The sequence below is a fragment of the Cobetia sp. SIMBA_158 genome, assembly GCF_046566945.1.
In the GTDB taxonomy this organism is placed as follows: Bacteria; Pseudomonadota; Gammaproteobacteria; order Pseudomonadales; family Halomonadaceae; genus Cobetia; species Cobetia amphilecti.
Window position 1 is genome coordinate 358,473 of sequence record NZ_JAWJYL010000004.1, and the last position, 25,738, is coordinate 384,210.

10 protein-coding genes and 2 tRNA genes are annotated in these 25,738 nt (G+C 62.6%); 2 read left to right on the forward strand and 10 right to left on the reverse strand.

Features of this window, described 5'->3' with window-relative positions; genetic code table 11:
- Nucleotides 1-47: 47 nt before the first annotated feature.
- The 3 genes from R2R70_RS09270 to R2R70_RS09280 form a co-directional block, all read right to left on the reverse strand.
- The gene (locus R2R70_RS09270; RefSeq protein ID WP_043333876.1) at nucleotides 48-1,637 is read right to left on the reverse strand and encodes an ABC-F family ATPase; all 1,590 of its coding nucleotides are present in this window, start codon (nucleotides 1,635-1,637) and stop codon (nucleotides 48-50) included.
- A 94-nt stretch (nucleotides 1,638-1,731) separates the two neighbouring features.
- Complete coding sequence (locus tag R2R70_RS09275; protein ID WP_043333877.1) at nucleotides 1,732-2,013, reverse strand: peptidylprolyl isomerase; 282 nt, start codon at nucleotides 2,011-2,013, stop codon at nucleotides 1,732-1,734.
- Between the two features lie 571 nt (nucleotides 2,014-2,584).
- Nucleotides 2,585-16,891: a carbohydrate-binding protein gene (locus R2R70_RS09280; RefSeq protein ID WP_410977878.1), complete on the reverse strand. Its 14,307-nt coding sequence runs from the start codon at nucleotides 16,889-16,891 to the stop codon at nucleotides 2,585-2,587.
- 731 nt (nucleotides 16,892-17,622) lie between these two features.
- Here R2R70_RS09280 and R2R70_RS09285 point away from each other — a divergent pair.
- Nucleotides 17,623-19,404: a type I secretion system permease/ATPase gene (locus R2R70_RS09285; protein WP_192837440.1), complete on the forward strand. Its 1,782-nt coding sequence runs from the start codon at nucleotides 17,623-17,625 to the stop codon at nucleotides 19,402-19,404.
- A complete protein-coding gene (locus R2R70_RS09290) occupies nucleotides 19,401-20,729 on the forward strand; it encodes an HlyD family type I secretion periplasmic adaptor subunit (protein ID WP_107336112.1) in 1,329 nt (442 codons plus the stop codon). Before R2R70_RS09285 ends, R2R70_RS09290 begins: the two co-directional genes overlap by 4 nt.
- A gap of 119 nt (nucleotides 20,730-20,848) precedes the next feature.
- Here R2R70_RS09290 and R2R70_RS09295 read toward each other — a convergent pair.
- The 7 genes from R2R70_RS09295 to R2R70_RS09325 form a co-directional block, all read right to left on the reverse strand.
- Nucleotides 20,849-20,936 (reverse strand) — tRNA-Ser (locus R2R70_RS09295).
- 215 nt (nucleotides 20,937-21,151) lie between these two features.
- Nucleotides 21,152-21,739 (reverse strand): YiiD C-terminal domain-containing protein, encoded by a 588-nt coding sequence (locus tag R2R70_RS09300; RefSeq protein ID WP_410977879.1) that lies wholly within the window; start codon nucleotides 21,737-21,739, stop codon nucleotides 21,152-21,154.
- A gap of 94 nt (nucleotides 21,740-21,833) precedes the next feature.
- A complete protein-coding gene (locus R2R70_RS09305; RefSeq protein WP_054555640.1) occupies nucleotides 21,834-22,394 on the reverse strand; it encodes an NAD(P)H nitroreductase in 561 nt (186 codons plus the stop codon).
- 150 nt (nucleotides 22,395-22,544) lie between these two features.
- Entirely contained in the window at nucleotides 22,545-23,423 is an 879-nt protein-coding gene (queF, locus tag R2R70_RS09310; protein WP_410977880.1) for an NADPH-dependent 7-cyano-7-deazaguanine reductase QueF, read from the reverse strand.
- Between the two features lie 133 nt (nucleotides 23,424-23,556).
- Nucleotides 23,557-24,330: an ABC transporter permease gene (locus tag R2R70_RS09315; protein ID WP_043333883.1), complete on the reverse strand. Its 774-nt coding sequence runs from the start codon at nucleotides 24,328-24,330 to the stop codon at nucleotides 23,557-23,559.
- A complete protein-coding gene (locus R2R70_RS09320; protein WP_043333884.1) occupies nucleotides 24,327-25,295 on the reverse strand; it encodes an ABC transporter ATP-binding protein in 969 nt (322 codons plus the stop codon). Before R2R70_RS09320 ends, R2R70_RS09315 begins: the two co-directional genes overlap by 4 nt.
- A 368-nt stretch (nucleotides 25,296-25,663) precedes the next feature.
- Nucleotides 25,664-25,738, reverse strand: a tRNA-Gly gene (locus R2R70_RS09325).

The window sequence follows — 25,738 nt, forward strand, 5'->3', positions numbered from 1 at the left end:
TGAGGGTGTCTTGTCAGACCGGGCAGACTAGCCAGTCACGGCGCGCCTCAGACGATGACGCCCTGGCTGCGCAGGTAGTCGTCGTAGGTGCCGGAGAAGTCGACCACGCCATCGGCCTTCAGCTCGATGATGCGGGTGGCCAGCGAGCCGACGAATTCGCGGTCGTGGCTGACGAAGATCAGGGTGCCCGGGTAGTTTTCCAGCGCGAGGTTGAGTGCCTCGATGGATTCCATGTCCAGGTGGTTGGTCGGCTCATCCATCACCAGCACGTTGGGCTGCTTGAGGATCAGCTTGCCGAACAGCATGCGGCCCTGCTCGCCACCGGAGATGACCTTGACCGACTTCTGGATGTCGTCATTGGAGAACAGCATGCGACCCAGGGTGCCACGCACGACCTGCTCGCCGCCGCCGGTCCACTGCGCCATCCAGTCATAGAGACTCATGTCGTTGGCGAAGTCATGGGCGTGGTCCTGCGCGTAGTAGCCGACGTCCGCGGCATCGGTCCACTTCACTTCACCGGCGTCCGGGTGCATCTCGCCGACCAGGGTGCGCAGCAGCGTGGTCTTGCCGATGCCGTTCGGGCCGATGATGGCGACACGCTCACCGGCGGCGACCGTGAAGCTGAAGTTCTCGAACAGGGTGTTGCCGTCGAAGCCCTTGGAGAGCTTGTCGATCATCACCGCGTTGTTGTGGACCTTCTTGGTCTGCTCGAAGCGGATGAACGGGCTGACGCGTGAGGACGGCTTGATCTCGTTGAGCTGGATCTTGTCGATCTGCTTGGCACGCGAGGTCGCCTGCTTGGCCTTGGAGGCGTTGGCGGAGAAGCGGCTGACGAAGGACTGCAGCTCGGCGATCTGCGCCTTCTTCTTGGCGTTGTCGGCCTGCAGCTGTTCGCGCGCCTGGGTGGCAGCGGTCATGTACTCGTCGTAGTTGCCCGGGAACAGACGCAGTTCACCGTAGTCCAGGTCCGCCATGTGGGTGCAGACACTGTTCAGGAAGTGACGGTCGTGCGAGATGATGATCATGGTGCTGGAACGCGCGGTCAGTACGCCTTCCAACCAGCGGATGGTGTTGATGTCCAGGTGGTTGGTCGGCTCATCGAGCAGCAGGACGTCAGGATCGGAGAACAGCGCCTGCGCCAGCAACACGCGCAGCTTCCAGCCCGGCGCGACTTCGCTCATCGGCCCCAGGTGCTGCTCGATGGGGATGTCGAGGCCCATCAGCAGCTCACCAGCACGCGCTTCGGCGGTATAGCCATCCAGCTCGGCGAATTCGACCTCGAGGTCGGCGACCTTCATGCCGTCTTCCTCGCTCATCTCCGGCAGCGAGTAGATGCGGTCACGCTCGGCCTTGACCACGGCCAGACGCTCGTGGCCCATGATGACGGTGTCGAGCACCGTGTATTCCTCATAGGCGAACTGGTCCTGACGCAGCTTGCCCAGACGGATGTTGGGCTCGAGCATAACGTGACCACCGGACGGCTCCAGATCGCCACCGAGAATCTTCATCATGGTCGACTTGCCGCAGCCGTTGGCGCCGATCAGGCCGTAGCGATTGCCACGCCCGAACTTGGCGGAGACGTCTTCAAACAGCGGCTTGGCACCGAACTGCATGGTGAGATTGGCGGTAGAGATCACGAGGGAATATCCGTTTGAAATGAAAAAGGTGGGCGGTGACGAGGTGTCACGCTGGCGCCGGGAAATACGGGGAGCCGCAAAGGCCTGGCAGGCATCAGCCGCGGAAGAAGACTTCCAGCAGGTGATAGCCGAACTTGCTCTTCAGCGGCCCCTGCAGGGTATTGAGCGGCCCCTTGAAGATGGCGCGATCAATGCCGCCGACCATCTGGCCGGGGCGCACTTCGCCCAGGTCACCGCCCTGCTTGCCGGAGGGACAGGTGGAGTGCTTCTTGGCCAGTTTCTCGAACGGCTGGCCGCGCTCCAGTGACTGCTTGAGACGCTGCGCCTCGGCCTCGGTCTTCACCAGAATGTGGCGTGCCATGGCAATACGAGCCATCTCATGTCCTCTTGCAGGCGGAATCGGTCTTGCCTCACGCCATCTCGTGCCCCGGGCATCCCGGAGGTGGGCCCGACGTCACCCGAGCACGTCCTTGACGACATGACAGCCGTCATGACGCGAGATCAGGCGTTCGGGGAAGGTTCGACAGGCGATGGGGTGAGTCTGAAGGCGGGCATGATAACAGCTCAGGATGACAGACGCTGTATGCGTGTGTATCCATCGCCCGTCGGCAGTCAGGCAGGGCCGAGAGCGCGGGGGCAGTGCGAGAGACGATGCGAGAGGCGGCGCCAGAGACAATGCGGCTGACGATGCAATAAACCATGCAACAGCAGACAGCCGTGCATGACTGAACCACAAACGCCGCTGCCAGCCTGGGCGCGAGTGACGTGCTGACTTTCACACTCACTCACGCTCAGGCTGGCAGTGACATGCATCGGGTGCCGGGACGGATGACGGTGACAGCAGGCGAGGCGCCTTGCGCTCAGTGCTCGCCTTGTGTCTCATTCTGTCACCGTTGCCGCCCCGCGCCCGTGTCGCGGATTGCTCCTTCGTGTGCTGCGTCACACTCTCAGAGCAGGCTCCCCGGGGCGTCATCCTGCACGCCCTGAAGGGTCACATCATCACTCATCGGCACCTCCTCATCGTTGGAGACCGGGGCGATATCGCCCTCGTCGACCAGGCTCATCAGCGCGGTATTGCTTGGCGCGCTGGCCGGGGCGACTTCGGGGTCACGCGTGATCTGGAACGATGCCAGATCCTGCGAGCCGCCATTGAAGGTGATGCGTAGCACCTGCACCCCCTCCTCCAGGTCCAGCGTCAGCGAGGGGCCATCGACGTAGACGCCCCAGGCGCCGGAATTGGGCAGCGTGCCACTGGCCTCGTCGTAGAACTCGCCATCCTTCTCCACCGAGGCGGTAATGCTGCGCCCATTGTCAGGCGCGGAGGTGACGAACGACAGCGTGTGCGAGCCCGCCTCTTCGACATCGATGGTGTACTCAAGCCACTCGCCATCCTCCACCCAGCCTATCGCCTCGCCTTCGCCGACGGTGTCCACCGGGGTGTCGCGATACCCCGAGCCAAGCTGAGCACTGGAGAGCTCATTGTAAGCCTCGCCCTGCTCGCCTTCGTCGAAGTCGACCGCCTGGAGGGTGAGCCCCTCATCGGCATCCACCTGCCAGGGCACGCCGCCGGCATTGAAGGCCTGCTGGCCATCCCGGGACAGCGTGAAGCCCTGCAGGTCCATGGCGCCGCCGTTGAAGGTCAGCCGCAGCACCTGCTCGCCGGCCTCCAGGGTCACCTGGGCAGTGTCGGTTTCCACATAGTTGGTCCAGCCACCGGTCGGTTCGACCTCCACCGGCGTGACGCTGGCATAGGGAGCGTCGCCCTCCTTGGCAAAGGTCGCGGTCACGGTGCGTTGCGCGCCCCCGGTGGAGCCCCGCGCCGCCAGGAAGGCAATGTCATAGGTGCCGGCCTGCTCGACATCGAGGGTATATTCCACCCATTCGCCGTCCTGGATCCAGCCGATGGCGGTGCCGCCGTTGGCCAGATCCACCCCTTCGCCACGCACGTTGCTACCTTGCTGCACCTCGCTGGAATCGTTGTAGGCGACATCCTGGCCACCCTCATCGTAATTCACCGCTTCCAGGCTGAACTCGCTGCCCACTTGCCAGGGCTGGCCATCGTCGGTGAACGCCTGCTGACCGTCATCCACCGGTGCCACCAGCGACAGGTCCAGAGATGCCAGATCCAGCTGTCCACCGTTGAAGGTCAGCCTCAGCACCTGCTCGCCTTCCTCCAGCTCGAAGGTCAAGGGCCCCACATCGGTGAAGTTGGTGAAGGCGTTGGTGTCCGGCACCGCCACCGCCTGGGCGTCGGTATAGAAGCTGCCGTCCTGCTCGAAGGCGGCGGTGATCGACTTGCCGTCGGAGACCGCCGAGGCGGAGAAGTTCAGCGCATAGCTACCGGCTGTCTCCACATTCAGGGTGTACTCCAGCCACTCGCCGTCGGCGACATAGCCGATGGCCAGAGTGCCGTTGGAGATATCCACCGCCTCATCGGAGCGGAAGCCATCGCCCTGGTGGGCCAGCGTGGTGTCGTTGTAGGCCACGCCCTGGCCTCCGTTGTCGAACAGGCGTGCCTCCAGGCTCAGGCCATCGGCCCCGACCGCCCAGGCCGTCTGATCGTCATTGAAGGCGCTCTGTCCGACCGGATCAGGCGTGTCGAGGAAGTTCGGCACGCCGTCGTTGTCATCGTCGTCGTACAGGTCCACACGCCCGTTGCCATCGGCATCTTCCGCGCCGGTGGGGTCGTAGGTGGTGACGTTCTCGACCAGGAAGATGTTGTCGTTGTAGTCGTAGTTCACCCCCGCGTAGTCCTGGATGACGATGTAGGTGTCCGGAATCACGTTGCCGTCGGCATCCTTGGCCACATAGACGCGAATCAGGTGGCCATCATTTTCATCCCAATTCAGATTGTTGCCGGGATTGCCGATGGCATCGATGGTGTCTTCGTAGAGGTTGGCATCCGGGTCGGACCAGGAGATATAGCCCTGGCGGTCGGATATCTCGGCGTAGAAGCCGAAGGGATCATCGCGATCCAGACTCACCACTGCCTGCTGGTCGCCGCTATCGAGCGCCCGCGGGAACAGCGTCTGGCCGTCCTGCTCGTCATGCACGATGACCTCTTCGAGCTCGCGACTGTCGACGTCATGCACGAACAGCCGCGCGATGTCGCCCTGGCCATGATAGGCGGCGATCTGGGTGATCTTGATCGGTTCATCACCATCGGCACGCTGGAAGTACGGGGACAGGATCTCGTCTCCGTTGGCCTCCACCAGGCCGCCCTGGTTCATCTGGTCCTGCACCACGTTGGTGGAGTAGCCGAAGGCGTTGACGATCTCCTGCACCGTCGGCTCCTGACCACTCTCGGACTGGTTCTGGGCCAGGCCTGCAAGCTGGATGACCTTCTCGCTCCCATCGGAATCGCTTGAGGTGATGATCAGGCTCGCCTCGTAGAGGCTGCCATCGTTGGGGTCATCAGCGATGAAGCGCACCGTGAGATCCGCCGTCTCTCCCGGTGCCAGCGTCAGCGCACTGAACGGCTGGGTCAACTCGAACAGTGTCGTGTCACTGACGACGACATCGTCGATGGTCAGGTCCTCGAAGCCGTCATTGCGCAGGGTGAGAGTGGCCTCGTCATGCACCACCTGGTTGTTGACCGGATTCTCGATGCGTGACATCACCAGACGATCATTGGACGGCAGCACATCGTTGTTGATCACCGTGAGGTCACCGCCAGAGACAGGCGTCACCCCCTCGATGAGGAACATGTTGTCGTTGTAGTCATAGTTGATGCCGGTGTAATCCATGATGCCCACATAGGTATCGGGGATCACGTTGCCCTCTGCATCCAGCGCCCGGAACATGCGCACGGTGTAGCCGCGCTCGATGCCATCGGCATCTGCCGGCGGTGTACCGCCGCCTGACGGGTTGAGTGACGGGTCAGTGGACAGGTTGGCCACTTCAATCCCGAACACGCCACTCCCGGCCCACTCGGCGGGGATGTCATCGAGACCGAAGGTCGCGCTGGCGAATTCGCCATTGCTCAGTACCGGCAGGATCGTCTGGTTATTGTCTCCCGCATGATTGGAGAAGATGACATCCTCGCCCTTGTCACCGGGGTTGTGGATGCCCAGAGTCGCCCCGCCGCCGCCGTGATAGGCCGCCAGCTGGGTGATCGTGGCCTCGCTGACGCCCTCCGCCAGCGTCCAGTAGCGCGACAGCACCTCGTCATCATTGATCGGGCGATACAGATCGAAGTCGTTGAGCACCGAGTTCTGACCGCCACCCTCGGTCGGCAAGCCATCGATGCGGTTACCGAGGCCGAAGACTTCCCACACCTCATTGACGTTGGGCTCCCAGCCACCCTCGTCGCGCGCCTGCCAGAAGCCCGCCATATGGATCTCGGCCACCGGCGAATCCTGGTCGTTGGTCACCAGCCGAATCCGCCCTTCGAAGACTCCGTCACCGGCGTCGGTGGTGGGCGCTTCGTAGCTCGCGCTGTCAAACAGCACCGTCACCTCGAGCGACTCTCCGGCGGCCAGCGTCAGGCCGTCAAAGGCAGCAGGGTCCTGTAGCACGAAGGGTCCTTCGATATCGGCTTCGAGAATTTCCAGCAACTCCGTCCCAGTGTTGGAAATCGTCACCGTGGCACTTTCCTTGAAGTCGCGGTCGGCGTTCGAGGCGCTGTTGTTCTCCAGATAGCTGAAATGCAGGCGATCGGAGTAGTAGGCGGCATCGCCGCTTTGCACCGCGATGTCGGCATTGTCGTTGCCGACCACCGGCGTCACGTCCAGATAGTCGAGATCATCGGCACCATCGGCGGCGGACACCGCACGCAGGTTGTACTCCACGCCGGCCTCGAGCTCGACATAGGTGCCCTCCTCCCCGGCATCGCCCTCTCCCGGATAGGCCAGCGTTTCCAGCGTCTGCCCGTTGAGCGTCAGGGCCAGGCCCTGGCCATCATCGGCGCCTGCATTCGCGGCCAGGTCGAGACGATAGAGCCCGCTGCTGTCCACGGTGAAGTAGAAGTCGGCGGTCAGCTCGTTGAGGGTGCGCGCGCTATCGCCACTCTCCAGCTCGATGCGCGACCCGTCCGAGACATCGGCATAGACAGGGACGAAGGTGTCAGACGGCGCATCCGGCACTCTCAGCAGATCGATGTTCGGCCCCACGGCTCCCGGCGCAGTCAGGGTGATGGTGTTGCTGCCCTGCTGCAGCGCGACCAGGGCATTCTGGAAGAACCAGTCGCTTTCATCGCCGTTGCTCTGGCCCTCGAAGTTCACCTGCCCCAGATCAACGCCATTGATGCTCAGACCCAGCGGCCGGTCGGCCTTGGTCGCCGCCAGCGCATAGCGGAAGGCGATGTCGTAACTGCCGGTCTCGGCAACATCGATCGTCCAGGTAATGGTCTGGTCACCGCTGCCATCGAAGTCGACGAAGCCATCGCCGGAGGCATTGCGATCCTCCTCGCTGGCCAGCACCACCACCGCCCCATCGAGCGCGGCTCCCTCGGCCTCGTACTCATCGAAGCCCGGAGTCGTGTCCGGCGCCTCCTGCAGGATCTCCAGCTGGTCGATATTGGGGCCGGTGTCAGCGGTGGCCTGCAGGCGCACCGTGTTCTGGCCGCTGACCAGCGTGGCCGCCACGTCCTCGGTCAGCCACTCGGCCCAGGCTGCATCACCGCTCAGGCCCTCGGGCGGGCTGAAGTCATACACCCCGACGCTCACGTTGTTGACGAACACTTCCAGCGGGCGATCGGCGCTGCCGCCATTGGCATAGCGCAGGCGCAGCACCGAGTCACCGGCCTGCTCGGGGTCCAGCGTGAAGCTGAAGGTGATGAAGTCATCATTGGTGCTGCCGAAGTCGGCATAACCACCGGGCACACCATCATCATCCACGTCATTGCCGTCCACCCCGAAGGCGCCGGGGCGCAGGCCGTTGGGCAGGTCGGGCTGGTTGGTCTCGGGATTGTCGATGTCGCGGATCTGGATCTCCGCCCCGGTGGCGATCGTCACGGCAGTGCCGTCCTCAGGCGTCCTGTCCTCGGCCTGGATGGCCAGCAGCGAGACCAGATCATCGCCGGGATCAACCGGATCGACAGGGTCGACGGGATCCACCGGGTCCACTACCCCACCCGGGGCCGGGTCGAGACGAATGATCTGGCTCTGGCCATTGCCGCGATTCAGGGTCAGCAGGTAGAGCTGACCGGTGGCCGGGTTCTCGATGATGTCCAGCGGGTCGACGTAGCTGATGACGTTGCCCTCGGGATCACGCAGCACGTCATCGCCGATCACGTTGCCATTGGCATCCAGGGTGATGGAGCGGACATCGTCACCACCGGAATACTCGGTGAACAGCACGTTGCCCTGCAGATTGCCGCCGAAGACATCACTGGTGTATTCCACCGCGCCATTGGGCGAGCGATTCTCGCCCAGCGAGTAGACCCCGGCGATATCGTAGGTGCCCTCGGGATCGGTACCTGTCGGGTACTTGTCGACCTGGTTGGGGTCGGTGCCAGAGGTGGGATTGCCGCCATTGAGGATGTACTCGTCACGCAGCGGATTGGGGTGTCCGTAGTAGCCCCCTTCTTCGACACGGAACAGGTAGTCATCCTGCTTCTCGACACTGGTGTAGCGCTCGTCCTCGGGCGTGGAGGGATCATCCGGCACGTTACCGCCAGCCGCCGAGCCATTGGTCGGCACGTACAGGAAGCCATTGGAATGCCATACCAGGTCGTAGGCATTGCGCGCGCCGGTGGCAAAGATCGTCAGCACCGCATCGCTGGCGTAGGGGTCGTAGTAGGACTCGAGCACGTTGCCGGACTCATCCTGCACCGTGGCGACGCCGCGCTCATCGAAGACCAGGAACTCGCCGTCGCCCATGGGGATGGGATCATCCTTGGGATGACCATCGGGGTCATCGAAGCGCCGGTTCAGGCCATCGTCGGGCAGCGGTTCGGTGGAGACGTCAAAGGGCCCATTGGACACATCACGGGTCGGGTCGATCTCCAGTATCGCCGCGTTCAACAGGCGCTCGGGGCGATTGCCCCAGGCACTGTCGGGCTCGCCCATGGCAGAGTTGGAGCCCTGGATCAGATACAGCAGATGACTCGGGACATCGGGATTGGTCTCGGCGTCGTAATCCGGATTCGCGCGGAATTCCAGGCTATTGGTCACATGGTCGCCATTGGAGCGTGGCAAGCCGGTGATATAGGCCTCGGCGGTGCCGGAGAAGCCGGGTCCGTCATCCAGGGTGATCTTGGTGATCCGGCCGCTGAAGTCCGGCACACCGTTGTCACGCCCGGTCAGCGGGATCGGATAGTTGTCGGTGATCCACAGCACGTTGGGATCGGTCGGGTCCACCACCAGGCCGATGATGCCGCGTTGCTGGTCTTCCCCCGGCTGATCGAAGTAGTCATCGGGCAGGGCAAGTTCCTGGCGATTGGACAGCGAGCCGTCGACGGGATCGACGTCATAACGCAGCAGCTCGCCGCTGATGGTGGCGACGTACATGAAGGCGCCGTCGGAGCTCATCTCCAGCGAGGTGAAGCCATAGGCGTCGTCAGAGGCGCCGTTGAGCTCCACCACGTCGTTGAAGGCCACGTCGCGGGCGACCACTTCGGGCTCCTCGCCGGTGACGAAGGTGTTGGTGTACTTCTGGAATTCGCGCGTCGGCGCGTCGGTATCGTCGTTGGGGCCACGGTCCTGGAAGCCATCGATCACCAGGGTATAGCTGGTGAAGGGCTTGAGCGTCTGGCTCGGCGAGATGGTCAGCGAGTCGAAGCCGCCGGTGGTATTGGCATTGAAGGTGACTTCCTCGCCGCTGAGCGTCTCGAACAGCCGGATGGAGCCATCCCCCAGGCTTTCCAGCAGTGCTCCGCCGCGCCCATCCACCACCGAGATGCCGACGAAGATATCGGATGTCGGATCGACCCCGGTGGGGATACCGCCATCCTCCGGATCAAGGTCCACCTCCAGCTCGTTCTCGCCGACCCCGGCGATGGCACGGGCATCGGTGAAGAAGGCGTAGTCCTCGGCCGCGATACGGTCATCTTCCGGCGTCAGGTCCGGTAGCGCCTGGATCTCGAGGTACTGGATCTCGGTGTTCTCGCTGTCGAGTCCCAGGGAGTCCAGCGTCAGACGCCCGTCGCTGACCTGAACGATGCGGGTGACCAGATCCGAGCGGAAGCCCTCGGTATCATCGGACGGGTTGCCGTCCGCCGGGAAATCCTCGGGACGGAACGGGGTGAAGGGGTCATTGAACAGCTCGCCCTCTGCATTAAGCACATTGTGGCTGTCGTAGGGCCCGCTGGTGTCGCCGATGGAGATGGTGACCTCGTAGTAGCCATTCTCCAGCTCGATCTCCCAGCCGGCACGCACATAGTTGGCGCTGGGCTGGTCAAAGTGGGCGTAGGTGCCCTGGCGCGGATCGAGATCCGCGATGTCATCGGTGCGGTCATTGACCGCCACGCTGGTCAGCGCGCTGATGTCCAGCGGCTCGGTGCCGGGCTCGGCGTCGTAGATCGACGCCTCGGTGACCCAGCCGTACTGGTAGGTCTGGCCGTCCACGGTCACCGACTGGGTGCCGAATGCCTTGCCGTTGTCGGCGATGTAGCCATCCGGCACCGCGGTGCCTTCGGGCTGGAAGTTGATCTTGACCGAGAAGCGCTCGCCCGGCTCCACCGGACGATCCGGTTCCACCCCGTCACGACTCACCGTCAGGCTATCGATGTTGGGGCCGGCGTTGCCCAGGTTGGCAAGGCGAATGGTGTTGTCGCCGGCTGCGAGCTCCACCTCGAGGGTGGTGGTGGTCCAGTTCTCCCAGCCAGCCGCGTTGATGCCGGTAGAGGCGAAGGCCAGACTGCCCTGGCTCTGGCCGTCGACCAGAATATCCATGGGGCGATCGGCGCCGTTGGTGCCGGCATTGGTGTAGCGCACCTCCAGGGTGTAGGTGCCCGCCTCGTCCACACTCACCAGGAACTCGGCGGCGTCACCGGCGTCGGCTCCCATGTCCAGATAGCCGGTGCCGGTAAAGTCATCCCACAGACCGTCGGCCCCGGCTGCGGTATTGGTTTCCGGATTGTCGGCATCGCGCACCTGGGTATCGCCGTCGACATCGATGATGGTCAGCGCCTCACCCTCGATGGCGAAGTTGAACGCCGGGGTGCCGACGTCGGCCTCATTGAAGTCGAACACCACCTGGTCGATGTTGGGCCCGCCGGTGGCACCGGCCGGCATGGTCAGGGTGAAGGTATTGGCACCCTCGGCAAGTTCCACCTCGACCTCCAGCGTCTGCCACTGATCCCAGGGGTCCGTCCCGGTGGCGTTGGCGAAGCCGAGCTGGCCCTGATCAGTGCCGTTGACGGTCAGATCCAGCGGCCGCGGGGCGTTTCCACCGTTGGCATAGCGCACGGTGGCGGTGTAGCTGCCGGCCTCCAGCGCGTTGACGTTGAAGGTGATCTGGTCGCCGGGATTGGAGCCGAAGTCCACATAGGCATCTCCCACCGCATCGGGGCGATGGTTGCCGAAGTCATCGGGATTGTCGGCATCGACCACCCGCGTCTCTTCGCCTATCGCGCTACCGCCCACATCGACGATATCGGCGTCTTCCGCCTGCAGGGTGATCGGCGCCACCACCACGCCTGCGTCCTCGAAGCTGACCACTTCGCTGGCGCTGGCTTCGTTGCCGGCGGCGTCGGTGACGAACAGCGAGACGACAAGATCGCCACTCTGATCATCAAGCAGGCCGCTCAGGTCCAGGGTGATGTTGCCATCGACATCCGGCGTCACCTCGGTGCGGGTCGCGCCGCCATCGAAGGACACGGCGACGCTGGTCACGTCGTCATCGATGCCGGAGACGTTGAAGACGGCCGCCGCCAGCTGGCTGGCATCGAGCGTCTCGTCAGCGGCGACAATGGCGAGATCGCCATCCTCATCGGCACTGACATCCTCCGGGATCGGGCCGCTGCCCGCCGCGGTCACTTCGATGCGGTCAATGTTGGGGCCGGTGTTGGCACCCGCCGGTATCGCCAGCGCGATGGTATTGCTGCCCGCCGCCAGGGTGACGGTGAGCGTCTCGAACTCCCAGTGGTCGAAGCCTTCCTCGCTACCGGCACCATCCGGGTCGGTACTGGCCATGGCCAACGCCAGCGGATCACCGCCGTTGATCACCAGATCCAGCGGACGATCGCTGTTGGTGGCGTAACGCACACTGATGTCGTACTGACCGGCCTGAGCCACGTCGATCTGCCAGCTGACGTTGTCTCCCGGGGTATCCCCGAAGTCCAGATAGCCGCTGCCGGTGAAGCCCGGACGCAGGCCGGTGGGCTGATTCGGCTCGGGGTTGTCCGGATCACGGACCTGAGTGTCGGTGTTGTTGGCATCGGTATCGAAGCTCGCGACCACCCCATCCTCGGCCTGCAGGCTCAGAGGCGAGAAAGGTGCCTCGTCGACGTCATTGACGGTGACCGAGAGCTGCTCGGTAGTGGAGAGAGCGCCGTCAGTGACGCTGACTTCGACTTCATAGACGCCGTCCTCGTCGTCATCGACCGCCAGCTCGAAATCGCGAGCGCTGGTGAAGCTCAGCACGCCGGTGTTCGGATCGATGCTGAACAGCGGAGAGTCGACCCCGCCGGTGATGGCGAATACCGGGGCGTTGAGGCCAAGGGCCACGCCATCCTCATCGACGAGGGGGATGGCGCCTATCTCGGTCAGGTTCTCGTCTACCGCAAACTCGGTCTGGGTGATGGCGATACTCTCGTTGAGATCGGCCACGGTGATCAGAGCATCCTGTGACACGCTGTCCTCGCCATCGGACACCGTCACGGTCAGCTCGTAGACGCCATCTTCGTCGCTGTCGGCGGCAAGCTCCGCGTCCGGCGGAGTGATGAAGGCGATGCCCTGGCTCACCTCGTCATAGCGGAACAGCGCCGCATCGGCACCGGACAGCGTCACGGTCAGGTCGTCACCGTCCGGGTCATCCAGTATCAGGCTGGCCACGGCAGTGCCGTTCTCGTCGACACTCAGGCTCTCTTCCAGCCCTTCAAGGGTCGGTGCGCCGTTGACCGGCTCATCAATGCGCTCGAAGACCAGCGAATCGATCCGCATCAATTCGCCATCGGCCCCCATCAGTTCGAGACTCGCCAGATCACCGGCGGTCACCTCGAAGGGTGTCTCGAAGACGATTTCCTTGCGGTTGCCGCTCTGGCCTGCGTTGCCGCGCGCGCCACTGCCGACGAAGGTGCCGAAGTCGTCATTCAACACCACGTCAGCACTCAGGCTGTCGGTTGTCGTGTTGCGCGCTTCGAGCACGGTGTCACCGATGGTCAGGCTCAAGGTGCCTTCACCGTCGGTTTCATCGAACACGTATAGCCGTGCGACGTACCAGCCGGGCTCCACGCCGCCCGCCGAAAGGTCGGTACCAATCGTGGCCGGCGCATTGCTGGTCAGGCGAATCAGCTGCTCATTGGACGCGGACGCGCTGCCGGTGACGATCAGATTGCTGGCGTCGAGATCCGTGAAGTCTTCCGCCTCGATCGTGATGCTATCGCCGACCTGGGTGCCTTCGATGATGAAGCTGAGCGTCTGGGTCGCTGACAGACCGCCCGGGTCGGTGGCCCGCACGATGACATCGAAGGTACCGCCCTGGCTGGGCGTGCCCTGGATGATGCCATCGACCACCTCGAGCCCGGCCGGCAGGTCCTCGGCCGTCAATATCAGGCTATCGCCATCGGCATCGGAGAACAGCGCTGCGAAGTCCGACAGCGGAATCTGGAGGAAGTCCTCGCCCACTTCTCCGAAGTACGGTTCGAGGGCAACGGGTTCTGCCACCGGCGCGTCGTTGACGTTCTCGAGCGTCAGGGCAAAGTCGGTGTCGGTGCTGGTGGTGCCATCATCGGCAGTCACCGTCACGGTGTAACTGCCCGGCGCCAGTCCGGCGAGGCTTCCGGACAGCACATTGTCGCTGACACTCAGCCCCGGAGCGCTGACGGGCTGACCATCGCCATCGGTGACCAGGAAGCTGTAGGTGAGGTCGTCGCCATCGTCATCGACGAAGGGCAGGTCGACTTCGAGATTCGCTCCTTCGTCGAGACTCAGGTCGGCGATGCCGCCGCCCACCACGCGCGGTGCGCTGTTGGTGTCGCCGGTGTCGGCTTCCGACAGGCTGACGGCGCTGAAGCTCGTGCTGCCCTTGGCGCCCGCATCGTCGTCGTTGACGAAGACGAGAGACTCGAGGGTGGTGCCCGCATGCGCCGACAGGTCGATGATGAAGCGCAAGGTGCCATCACCGTTGTCGACCCCCTGGCCTCGCAGATCGACGAAGCCGCCCTGGGTCTGGGTTCCACCCAGCTGGTAGACGCTGTTGCCGCCATTGAAGGGGTTGGAATCCGCATCGAAGCCGATGGCGACGATCTCGGGCACCGGCGAGCCGGAAATGGCCACGTCCACCGTCAGGAGGGTGGCATCGGTGATCGTGTAGTCACTGGGCAATGCCGCCCGTTTCCAGACGTTATCGTTCAGCATCAGTGTGCCGCCGTCGTCTTCCACCACCGCCCCCGTGCCGTCGGACGGGTTGTCCTGGGTGGCGCTGTAGGCGCTGAGAGTCGCGTCATCGAAGCTGACGTCGAGGCTCTCGGCACCAGCGGCGGCCAGCGTTACCGTGTCCGTGGCACTCGCCTCGTTGCCCGCAGCATCCGTCACGATCAAGGTCACGGTGATATCGCCCGGGGCCTGCGCCGAGAGATCGACCGTCAGGGTATCTCCATCGCTGACGACAGACTGGCGGGTCGCACCGCCATCGAAGCTGACGTCGAGGGTCGAGCCAGCATCGATCCCCACGACACTGAACACCACACTGGCACTGTCGGCCGCTTCGATGGCCTCTTCCGGGCCCGCAAGGGCCAGGTCGCCCCCCTCATCGGCGGTGGTATCCAGCGTCAGTGCCACGCTCTGTTCGGCACGGTTGCCCCAGGCATCCATGGCGATCAGCGTGGCCGACAGGTCTCCATCGGCGAAGCCCGACAGGTCCAGCGTGAAGCTGCCTTCCGGCGTCGGCACCACCTCCTGGACCGTGACGCCCTCATCGAAGGTCACGCCGACGAAGGTGATGTCGGTATCAAGCCCGGTGACGCTGAAGCCGGCCTCGCCGACAGTCGCGCCATTGAGCAGGGGCTCCACCGCGGCAAAGGCCAGCGAAGAGGCATCGTCATCCGCCACGACGTCCCCTACCGGCCCCGTGCCCGCGGTGGTGACCTCCAGGCGATCGACATTGGGGCCATTGTTGCGCCCTTGCGGAATCGCCAGGGTAATGGTGTTGTCGCCGGCTTCCAGTCGCGTCGTCAGGGTCTGGTACTCCCAGACATCGAAGCCTTCAGGGTCGACGTTGGTGGCGTTGGGGTCCGTCGCGACAAAGGCAAGCGCGGCGGGCTCGCCTTCGTTGATCGACAGATCCAGCGGACGCGCACCATTGCTGGCATAGCGGAAATTGAGGTCGTAGTCACCCGCCTCGGCCACATTGACGGTGAAGGTCAGGCTATCTCCCGGCGCGCTGCCGAAATCCACATAACCGGTGCCGGAAAAGTCCGGGCGCAGTCCGACAAAGCCACCGGCCTCGGGATTGGCGGCGTCGCGCACCAAGGTGGCGGCCCCGTTGTCGACGCCCAGTGCGGCGTCCTCGGCTTGCACCACCACTGGCGCAATCACCGGATCGACAGGATCTACCTCGTCGGCTTCCAGTAGCGCCACCTCGATCTTGTCGATATTCGGGCCATTGGTCGCGCCGCCCAGACGCAGGGTATTGCTGCCGGCGGCAAGCGTGATTTCCAGCGTCTCGGTGGTCCAGCCTTCCCATGCGGAAGACCCGCCATTGCCTGGCTGGTTGTCCGCGGGCACATCATCGACATCATCGGGGTAGTAGCCCGGCGCCTCTACCGCTGCGAACTGGAAAGTGCCGACCTGACTTTGCGTGTCGTCATCGACCAAAAAGAGATCAATGGGACGTGCAGAACTGCTGGCATAGGTCACGGTGACGCTGTAAGTGCCGGCGGTGGCCACCTCGAGGGTGAATTCTCCGTAGGCCTCGGCATTCGACAATGCCCAGTCGAGATAGCTGGCTCCTTCGGCCCCGACCCGGAAGGTTTCCCCGCCATCGGTGAAGCTGGCGATGTTGTCGACCGTCACCACGCGATTGGTGCCAGCATCGGCGACATCAGAGGTCGGGCCGATGTCGAGATCCTCGCCCTGGATGACGTAGACGTCCGGGTCCGGCGCACGCACTTCCAGATAGTCGACGTTGGGGCCACTGGCACCGTTGGAGGTGAACGACACCGTGTTCTCACCTGCCTGCAGCTGAACGCGAATGGTACGCTCACCGAAGGTGCTGAAATCCGAAGTGTCATTCGTCAGGCTGGTGCTCGGCAGGTCGAACATTCGATCCTGAAGCTCGCCGTTGACGTCCAGACGCAGCGGGCGATTACGCTCGGAGCCATCCCCATCGCGGCTCAGCGCATACCCCAGGGCGAGTTCATACTCGCCGGCCTCGGCAACGCTGAAGCTGAAGGTCAGCGTCTCGCCGGTCGCGGCGGCGAAGTCCACATAGGCACTGCCTGAGGCATTCCCGGTATTGAGGGGGCTCTGCGCTCCCGACACCACTTCGATACCGGCGCCACTCAGGGAGGCAAGATTGCCATCACCGTCTGAGTCCGTGAGGTCTTCCGCCTCGATGCGCAGGGTAGCAAAGCTTTCCGGCGCGATGAGCGCCGCCGTTGCCAGAGGCGCGGGCTCGGCCAGAAGCGCAGGCTCGGCGCCTGCGGCAGGTTCGTCATCACTGGCCAACAGCGCCTGGGCAAGCGGGTCTTCCTGAGCGATGGGCTCGCCGATGACATCATCGCTCTGGAGGGTCAGGGCCTCGCCGGGGTCAGCCGGAGGCGCATCTTGCGGGTCAGCTTGTGGCGTGCCGCCCAGCTCACTCACCTCCTCGACGACGACATCGGGGGCTTCGATCTCAAAGCCGAACTGTTCACCAGACCCGGGCAGTACCTCGCCCGCGTCATCCAACGCCTCGATCATCATCTTGAGCTTGCCGGACATGGGGGCAGGCAGATGATCAAAGACAAAGGGACGCTCGAAACGCTCAAATACCGACAATCGATCCTGAGCATCTTCCAGGGTCATTCGCACTGCCTTGATAGAATCTCCCCACGCAGAGGGAAACGGCGTGACACTGATATCGTGACTCTGGAAAGCCCTTTCTTCCAGACGGTCGCCGTTGCGGAGACGTCCCTTGCCGGCGTCAAGACGGCTGGATACGAATGACATGGAATACATTTTCCTTACCCCCTGAATATTATTATCGTGGCGAAACCGCTACGCCATCTTGAAACCTCATGACACGACTCCCCCACACCGAAACTGAAGTTCCAGTGTTTTCTCCACTCCAACGCTATCCCGATGCTTTCGAAGATGACCGGCCAAATCCCCTTCAACCCGTCAAAAACGAGTCTAGACGCGGCCTATGGCAAGACAAGAGGTTTTTGACACCTTCCCTGCAATGGCAATATGCAAAGGAACAGAAAGTTAAAATAAGTCCAATAAAAACAATGCCATAATCATTTACAACAATAAAAAAGCACCCCTTTAAGCCCTTGCCATGCGTCAGATGAGGAGAAAAACAATACCGAGCACCAAAAGAGTTAATCCACCAGGAAACCAGAAACCCCATACTTTTATAAAGACGAGAATCAGGTGGATTTATAGATTCTGAGGTGAGCAAAATGAACAGCAAAAACCAACAATATAAAACCCTGAAATGTTTTTGATGATCATCAAAATATTCACTTGCTAGCCAACCTTTCAGACGCAATATTTCAATAGGCTATCTGAAAAACAAAACATAAAAATCTAATAAATAGATAGCCAATATGACTTGCTGAGCAATGCGATTCATTCCATCGCGAAGTAGCACATCATGAAAAGATCCAGGCTCAGGGCAGCCGTCAACGACGGTGACCTGGATAAAAAGAACAACAATGACGCTAGGGAACGAGATCATGGCCACCCCACAGGAAGGCAATGACCTGCAAAAGGTCCTGGACCATTGCCGACGAAGCTTCGTCTACGTCGGTCTCTTCAGTCTTTTCATCAACCTGCTGATGCTGGTGCCTCCGCTCTACATGCTGCAGGTATATGATCGCGTCATCACGACACGCAGCCAGGAAACGCTGCTGATGCTGACTCTGGTGGTCGTGTTCCTGTTCATGGTGATGGGCGCGCTGGAACTGGTGCGCTCCAGAATCCTTGTCCGGGTCGGCAATCGTCTGGATGTGCTGCTCAGCCCCCGGCTCTATGGCGCCATGTTCAAGCGCTCGTTGACCACCCCGGGCAAGCCCTCCGCGCAACCGCTGAATGACCTCACTACCCTGCGCCAATTCCTGTCCGGCAATGGGCTGTTCGCGTTTTTCGATGCTCCCTGGGTGCCGGTATATATCGGCGTGCTGGCGCTGTTTCACCCGTGGTTTGGCCTGTTTGCCCTGGGCGCGGGTCTCGTGCTGGCCGTCATCGCCTTGATCAATGAGAAGACGACCAGACAGCTGCTGGCCGATGCCAACGGACAGCACGTCCTGTCCCAGGACCTCGCCAACAGCAACCTGCGCAACGCCGAAGTGCTGCATGCCATGGGCATGCTGCCCGGCATTCAGGGGCGCTGGGCGGCCCGCCATCGTGAGTATCTGGCGTTGCAGTCCAAAGCCAGCGACCGCGCGGGCCTCTTGACCAACACTTCCAAGATACTGCGCCTGATGTTCCAGTCGTTGATTCTCGGGCTGGGCGCCTATCTGGTGCTGGCCGGTGACCTGACTCCGGGCATGATGATTGCCGGCTCGATTCTGATGGGACGTGCGCTGGCGCCAATCGATCAGATGATCAATGGCTGGAAAGGCTTCAGCGGGGCCAGAACCGCACGCGCGCGCCTAGAGGAGTTGCTTGAGGCGGTGCCAGCCGAGGCGCCTTCCATGCCGCTGCCGATCCCCAAGGGCCGGCTGAAGCTCGAGGCGGTCAACGCCGCCCCGCCAGGCGAGCGCCTGCCGACCCTCAAGGACATCAACCTGACACTCGCCAAGGGCGAGCACATTGCTGTGGTGGGCCCCAGCGCTTCAGGCAAGTCGTCCCTCGCGCGAGTGGTACTGGGACTATGGCCGGTGCAGCTGGGCTGCGTGCGACTCGATGGCGCGGACATTTCCCAGTGGAAGAGGACCGCGCTGGGGCCTCACCTCGGCTATCTGCCCCAGGACATCGAGTTGTTCGACGGCTCCATTGCCGAGAACATCGCTCGCTTCCAGGAGGTCGATGCGCAACTCGTGGTGCAAGCCGCGCAGAGCGCCGGGGTGCACGAGATGATTCTGCGACTCCCCCAGGGCTATGACACCTGGCTGTCGCATGGCGGCGCCGCCCTCTCCGCGGGTCAGCGCCAGCGAATCGGTCTGGCCCGAGCCCTCTACGGCAAACCGGTGCTGGTGGTACTCGATGAACCTGACGCCAATCTGGATGCCAGCGGTGAACAGGCGCTGGCCGAATGCCTGATGCGGCTGCGTCGCGAAGGCACCACGGCCTTGATCATCACTCACCGTCAGCGCCTGCTGCAGCAGGTCGATCGCATCCTCGTACTCAATGATGGTCAGGTGGTGTCACTGGCTGCGCCGACGCGTGAGCCTCCCGTGGCACGGGCCGTGGCAGGCAACGGCCAACAGGCCCGATCGACAGGCGTCCAGCGCGTCACCAAGCTAAAACCCAGTGCCAGAGGCCGCCATGAGGGCGGCGAGGAGAGCGCCTCATGACCCACTCCACATCCGGCAATACCAGTGCCGAGAGTGACGTTCCGCTGCGCGATCACGGCTATCGACGCTTCGGTCTGGCCGTGCTGCTGGTCGCGGTGGGCGGATTCGGCAGCTGGTCGGTGATGGCGAACCTGGCCATTTCCGTCGTCGCACCTGGCTCCGTATCGGTGGAAAGCTTCACCAAGACGGTTCAGCACCTGGAGGGGGGGATCGTCGAATCGATCGAGGTCGAGGATGGCGATCATGTCGAGGCCGGCGATGTGCTGATCGTTTTCGACGATACCCAGGCACGCTCACAGCAGAAGATCGTCGAAGCCGAATATCTGATCTCCAGGGCCAGTGAGATTCGTCTGCTGGCGGAGTACAGCAATGCCGACAGCCTGGACTTCCCCGATTCGCTGGTCAGTTCGACCAATCCGCGGGTGCAGGAAGTCCTCGAAGTCCAGCAGCGTCTGTTCGAGGTCCGTCGCCAATCCTTGAACGGTGCCATGGCGGCGCTGGATGAGCAGATCGTGCAGATGAACGAGCAGATTTCAGGCCTCGAGAATACCCAGGCCATCACGCGGCGACGCATCAACTCACTCAATGATGACGTTGCCAACCATCGCAAGCTGTTTCGCAATGGATTGATCAACAATCAGCGTCTGCGGGAGATGGAGCGCGAGAGCCTCGAATACCAGAGCGACAACGCGGGCCAGTTTGCCGAGGTCGCGCGTCTGCGTTCGCAGATCAGTGAGAACGAGCTGCAGAAGCAGATTCGCCTGCAGGAATTCCAGCAGCAGATCGGCGAGTCCCTGCGTCAGGTGCAGGCCGAAGTCACCGACGCGGAAGAGCGGCTGGTCGCGCTCAATGACAATCTGAGGCGCACCAAGGTCATCGCCCCGGTTGCCGGCACCGTGGTCGGGCTCAAGGTTCATACGCTGGGGGCGGTGATACGCAGCGGCGACCCCCTGCTCGATATCGTGCCCGCCGGCGATGGCTTCATCGTCGAGGCAAGGGTCCCGGACCACGATATCGACCACCTCTACCTTGGCCAGCCGGCGGAAATCCGCTTCAGCGCGTTCAACCAGCGCCTGTCCAACATCATCGATGGCGAGGTGACCCACCTGAGCGCCAACAGCTTCGAGGATGAAGCGACCCGAGCGCGCTACTACAAGGCACGAATTCGTGTCACCGAAGCCGGCAAGGGCGACATGACGGACAGCATGCGTCTGCTTTCCGGCATGCCGGCGGAAGTGATGATCCGCACTGGCGAGCGCAGCTTTGCCAGCTACATCGGCAAGCCCATGGCGGACATGCTGGCGCGCGCGATGAGAGCGGAATAGATGAGAGCGAAATATAAGGAAGACAAGCGGCTGAGACGCCGCTGAATGAGAGGCAAGCGACAGACCACCCCTCAGAAACGCGAAAAGCCCGCATCGTGAGATGCGGGCTTTTCTGAATCTGGTGGAGGAGGAGGGATTCGAACCCTCGAAGCCTTTCGACTTACACACTTTCCAGGCGTGCTCCTTCGACCACTCGGACACCCCTCCAGATCAGTGCTCTCATTGGTCACCCGACTGCGTCGTGTTTCCCTTGAGAACGCGGCGTATATTATCGATAACCTTCGAGTGGCGCAAGCCTTTTTTCCAAAAACTTTCAGATAGATAGCGTCAGCGCTCTCACTCTGCGCACTGGCCCTGCGCCCTCGCCTTGCGCTCCACCCTGTGCCCTCAACCTGCGCACTGGGCCGAGGCCGTGCTCGTCGTCACGGCCCCAGCACCACGTAATCGCCACGGGCCTCGAAACACAGTCGCGGAGCGGACTGCCCTTCGACCTGACACCACAGCTGCTGGGTCAGCGACAGTCGTGCTCGCCGCCCTGCCGTCAGGCGCTCGCCCACCTCGTCCAGCGCTGCCATGTCATCCGGCGCGCAGATGATGTGATAGTCGCCACTGACTGGAGCCAGAAACCGCTGACTGGCCTGCGACACCACGATATCGCGCTGGATACCGCGAGCACGCAGCCAGAGCGTCAGCCAGCTCCAGCCACACAGGGTCGCCTCGAGACTCATGGCGCCGCCGAAGGCGGTGCCCTTGTCATTGAGATTGGGCGGCAGATGCAGGTGCCAGCTCAGCTGGCCCGTCGAGCGCTCGGACTCTGACCACTGCATCTCGACAAGCCCCAGATGAGCAGCCAGCGGGATTGCCTGCGTCAGCCAGCCACGAAACCGTGACAGGTCGTCGCTGACCGGCGCCGCGAGACTGCCCGGCTGCCCCTGCGCATCACGCGGCAGGGGCAACGGTGGCCAGGCCTCACCACTCAGGCGCGACGGCTCATTTCGCGTCTCACTCACTCAGCGTCTCTCTCATCAAGGGCTTCGCTCAGCGCCTCTCTCATTCAGGCCCTCGCTCAGCGCTCCTCACCAAGGGCCTCGCTCATGCAGCATTTCACTGCCAGCGTTCGACGAAGTCGGCACTGTTGCGGTTCGGCAATGGCTTGAGGCGCCCTCCCGGAGTGCCGAGGTAGAGGAAGCCGACCAGCTCATCCTGCTCGCCCATGCCCAGCCCTGCGTGCACGATAGGGTCAAAGGCGTAGCCACCGGTGCGCCACATACCACCGAGCCCTTGGGCCTGAGCGGCATACAGCATGGCGTGAGCGGCACAGCCGGCACTGACCACCTGCTCGACACGCGGCACCTTGGGGTGGTCCGGCGTGACCCTGGCGATCACCGCGATCACCATCGGCGCACGCAGCGGCTTCTTGCTGGCAGCGGCCTGGGCGGCCTCGTCACCCGCCGGCGACTTGTTGCGCTCCGCCTCGGCGAACAGCTCACCAAGGCGCTCAAGCCCGCCACCCGTGAATTCGATGAAGCGCCAGGGCGTCAGCTCGGCGTGGTCCGGCGCGCGCAGGGCGGCCTGGTAGATGGCCTCCATCTGCTCAGCGCTCGGGGCCGGCGCCATCAACTTGCCCATGGAATTGCGTTCATGCAGTAACGTCAGCGCGTCCATCGTCTCTCCTGTCACAGACTTAAGATAAGAATGATTCTCACACTAGCATGTCGCCGGTACGCCGTCTCATCACTCGCTGCTATCTACCTGATTGGCAAGGCGCTACCTGATTGACAAGGCGCTATCTGGTTGGCGAGGTGACAGAGACGACTACTGCCGGGAGAGACGCAGCGGCAGGCTGGCGCGGGCCTCGGCCTCGAGATCCGCCGTGGCACGCCACGGGCTGATATCCAGACCGCCACGCCGCACGTAGCGCGCCATCACCAGCAGAGACTCAGGCTTCACGCGCGCCATCAGGTCGACGAACAGGTGCTCGACGCAGTGCTCATGGAAATCCTGGTGCTGGCGATAGCTGATCAGATAGGCCAGCAGGCGCTCGCGATCGATACGCGGGCCGCGATAACGGATCCACACACTGCCCCAGTCCGGCTGACCGGTGACCGGGCAGTTGGACTTGAGCAGATGGCTGTGCAGGTCTTCGCTGACGATGTCGGCGTCATCGGCGCTGAGTAGCTCCGGCGACGGCGTGTAGTGCTCGACGCTGATCGGCAAGTCATCGAGGCACTCTCCCGGCAGACGCCCGACGTCCAGCTCGCTATCATCCAGTTCCAGCAGGCACACCTCGACCGGCGCCCCGGCCGCGGCGGCGAGGTCACGCTCCAGCGTTGCCTGCACCGCTGCCTGATCGGGGAAACGGCTCTGATTGAGACTGTTGAGATAGAGCTTCCAGGACTTGGATTCGATCAGGTTCGGCGAGGCTGCCGGCAGGCGAAAACGGGCCACGCGCACCCACGGCTTGCCGGCCTCATCCAGCCAGGAGACTTCAAAGGCGTGCCACTCATCCTCACCGACGAACGGCAGCGCCGCGTCATCGATGCCGATGGGGCCACGGTTGGCCGCCCGCGCGATGGGGAACAGCAGGCTGGCATCGTAGTGCTCGGGATAGGCGGACTCTCGCCCGAGTGGGGCATCCTTGAGAGTCTCGGGGCGCGCCTCGTCGGGCACGTTGACGGCAGTGGGGTGAGCCATGACAGCACTCCAGTGAAATAGGCCAATAAAGCATCGATATCAGGGGCGCAGACAGCAGAACGCCGGCAGAAGCCGGCGTTGCATGCACTGGCGCGATAGCGCGCATCTTACCATCATCGTCTGGGCGACATCTTCAGCTGCGGATGCCCTTGCCGCGCTCCAGCAGCCACAGCGCGAAGGCGAACAGGCCGATGATGAAGGCCACGATGGCGGCCATCGCCGGGCCGACACTGATGTCCGAGACGCCCAGAATGCCGTAGCGGAAGGTGTTGACCATGTAGAGGATCGGGTTGGCCAGCGACACCGTCTGCCAGAATTCCGGCAGCATGTGGATGGAATAGAAGACGCCCCCCAGGTAGGTCAGCGGCGTGAGCACGAAGGTCGGAATGATCGAGATGTCATCGAACTTGCGCGCGAACAGCGCATTGATGAAGCCACCGATGGAGAACAGCAGCGCCGTCAGCACCACGACCATGATGGTCAGGAAGGGGTGATGGATATCGAGGTCCGTGAACAGGAAGGCCACGGCGGTCACGATGATGCCGACCCCCAGCCCGCGCACGGCGCCACCGATGATGTAGCCGAGCAGGATGATCCACGAGGGCAGTGGCGAGACCATCAGCTCCTCGATGCTGCGCTGGAACTTGTTGGAGAAGAATGACGAAGCCACGTTGGAATACGAGTTGGTGATCACCGACATCATGATCAGCCCCGGCACGATGTAATCCATGTAGCTGATGCCATCCATGGTGCCGATGCGCGAGCCGATGAGATTGCCGAAGATGACGAAATAGAGCGTCATGGTGATGGAAGGCGGCAACAGCGTCTGCGGCCAGATGCGCGTGAAACGACGGACTTCCTTGACGACGATGGTGACCAGAGCCACCCATAGCTGACGGGGGTTCACTGCGTGATCTCCTTGGCAACATTGGAGGCGATACCGCTTTCGGCGTTGGAACGCTCGACCAGGTCGACGAACAGCTCCTCGAGACGATTGGCACGATTGCGCATCGACACCACGGTGATGCCGGCACGATCCAGCGCCGCGAAGGCGGTATTGATCGACTGGCCCTTGCGCACGGCGAGCGCCAGTTGCTGAGGGTCACTCAAGGAAACCTCGAACCCGGCAATCACCGGCGCCTTTGTCAGCGGCTCACGAATGTCGAGCAGGAAGGTTTCCGCATCCAGCTCCTTGAGCAGCTCACGCATGCTGGTGTTATGCACGATCTCGCCATGGTTGATGATGGCGATGTTGCGGCACAGGCTCTCGGCCTCTTCCAGGTAATGCGTGGTGAGGATGATGGTGGTGCCCTCCTCCCGATTGATGCGGCGCATGAACTCCCACATCGAGCGGCGCAATTCGATATCCACACCGGCCGTCGGCTCATCGAGAATCAACAGACGCGGCTTGTGGATCAGCGCACGGGCAATCATCAGACGGCGCTTCATGCCACCGGACAGCATGCGTGACGGGGTGTCGCGCTTGTCCCACAGGCCGAGGTCCCTGAGCAGGCGCTCGGCACGCGGGCGCGCTTCCTTCATCGGCATGCCGTAATAACCCGCCTGGGTCATCACGATGTCCTGCACCTTCTCGAACTGATTGAAATTGAACTCCTGCGGCACGACGCCGAGGTGATACTTGGCCTTCGAGAAGTCCTTGTCGATATCGATTCCATAGATCTCGACCTTGCCTGCGGTCTTCTGCACCAGCGAACTCACCACGCCGAGGGTCGTGGACTTGCCGGCCCCATTGGGGCCCAGCAGCGCGAAGAAATCGCCCTCGGGGACGTCAAGATCAATCCCCTTGAGCGCCTCAAAACCGTTGCCGTAGACCTTGGTCAGGCCACGGATAGACAAGGCAGGTCGTGACATCGGACACCTGTAATCGATTGACGCTGTCAGCCAGCACAGCAGAAAAGACGCATCTGAGAACAATTGCGCAACAGTGATGGCACCGTTTCGCCGTCCGCGAACATGAAAATCAGACGCAAGATATTGGATGCGCATGGTAACGCATTCGGCGCTGCCACATCAGACACACGGCAGAAAGGCATTAGTGCGCCACGGGAAACAAGCAGAGGGAGAAAATCACGCGGGGACAGCACCAGAGAGCGGCACAGAACAGGGTGGAGAGGAATTCCAGGCACAAAAAAATCGCCAGTGACGTAACACGATGATCGTGTCTGTCAGGCGATGGCGTACTGCTATGTCATGCTTCAGCTTGCAACGTCACATTCGACTGGAGCGGGAAACGAGATTCGAACTCGCGACCCCAACCTTGGCAAGGTTGTGCTCTACCACTGAGCTATTCCCGC

Excerpts from the sequence above, each read along its gene's own strand:
- R2R70_RS09285 (WP_192837440.1), top strand. The coding sequence starts at position 17,623 with ATGGCCACCCCACAGGAAGGCAATGACCTGCAAAAGGTCCTGGACCAT.
- R2R70_RS09275 (WP_043333877.1), bottom strand. The coding sequence starts at position 2,013 with ATGGCTCGTATTGCCATGGCACGCCACATTCTGGTGAAGACCGAGGCC.
- R2R70_RS09305 (WP_054555640.1), bottom strand. The coding sequence starts at position 22,394 with ATGGACGCGCTGACGTTACTGCATGAACGCAATTCCATGGGCAAGTTG.
- R2R70_RS09290 (WP_107336112.1), top strand. The coding sequence starts at position 19,401 with ATGACCCACTCCACATCCGGCAATACCAGTGCCGAGAGTGACGTTCCG.
- R2R70_RS09280 (WP_410977878.1), bottom strand. The coding sequence starts at position 16,891 with ATGTCATTCGTATCCAGCCGTCTTGACGCCGGCAAGGGACGTCTCCGC.
- queF (WP_410977880.1), bottom strand. The coding sequence starts at position 23,423 with ATGGCTCACCCCACTGCCGTCAACGTGCCCGACGAGGCGCGCCCCGAG.
- R2R70_RS09320 (WP_043333884.1), bottom strand. The coding sequence starts at position 25,295 with ATGTCACGACCTGCCTTGTCTATCCGTGGCCTGACCAAGGTCTACGGC.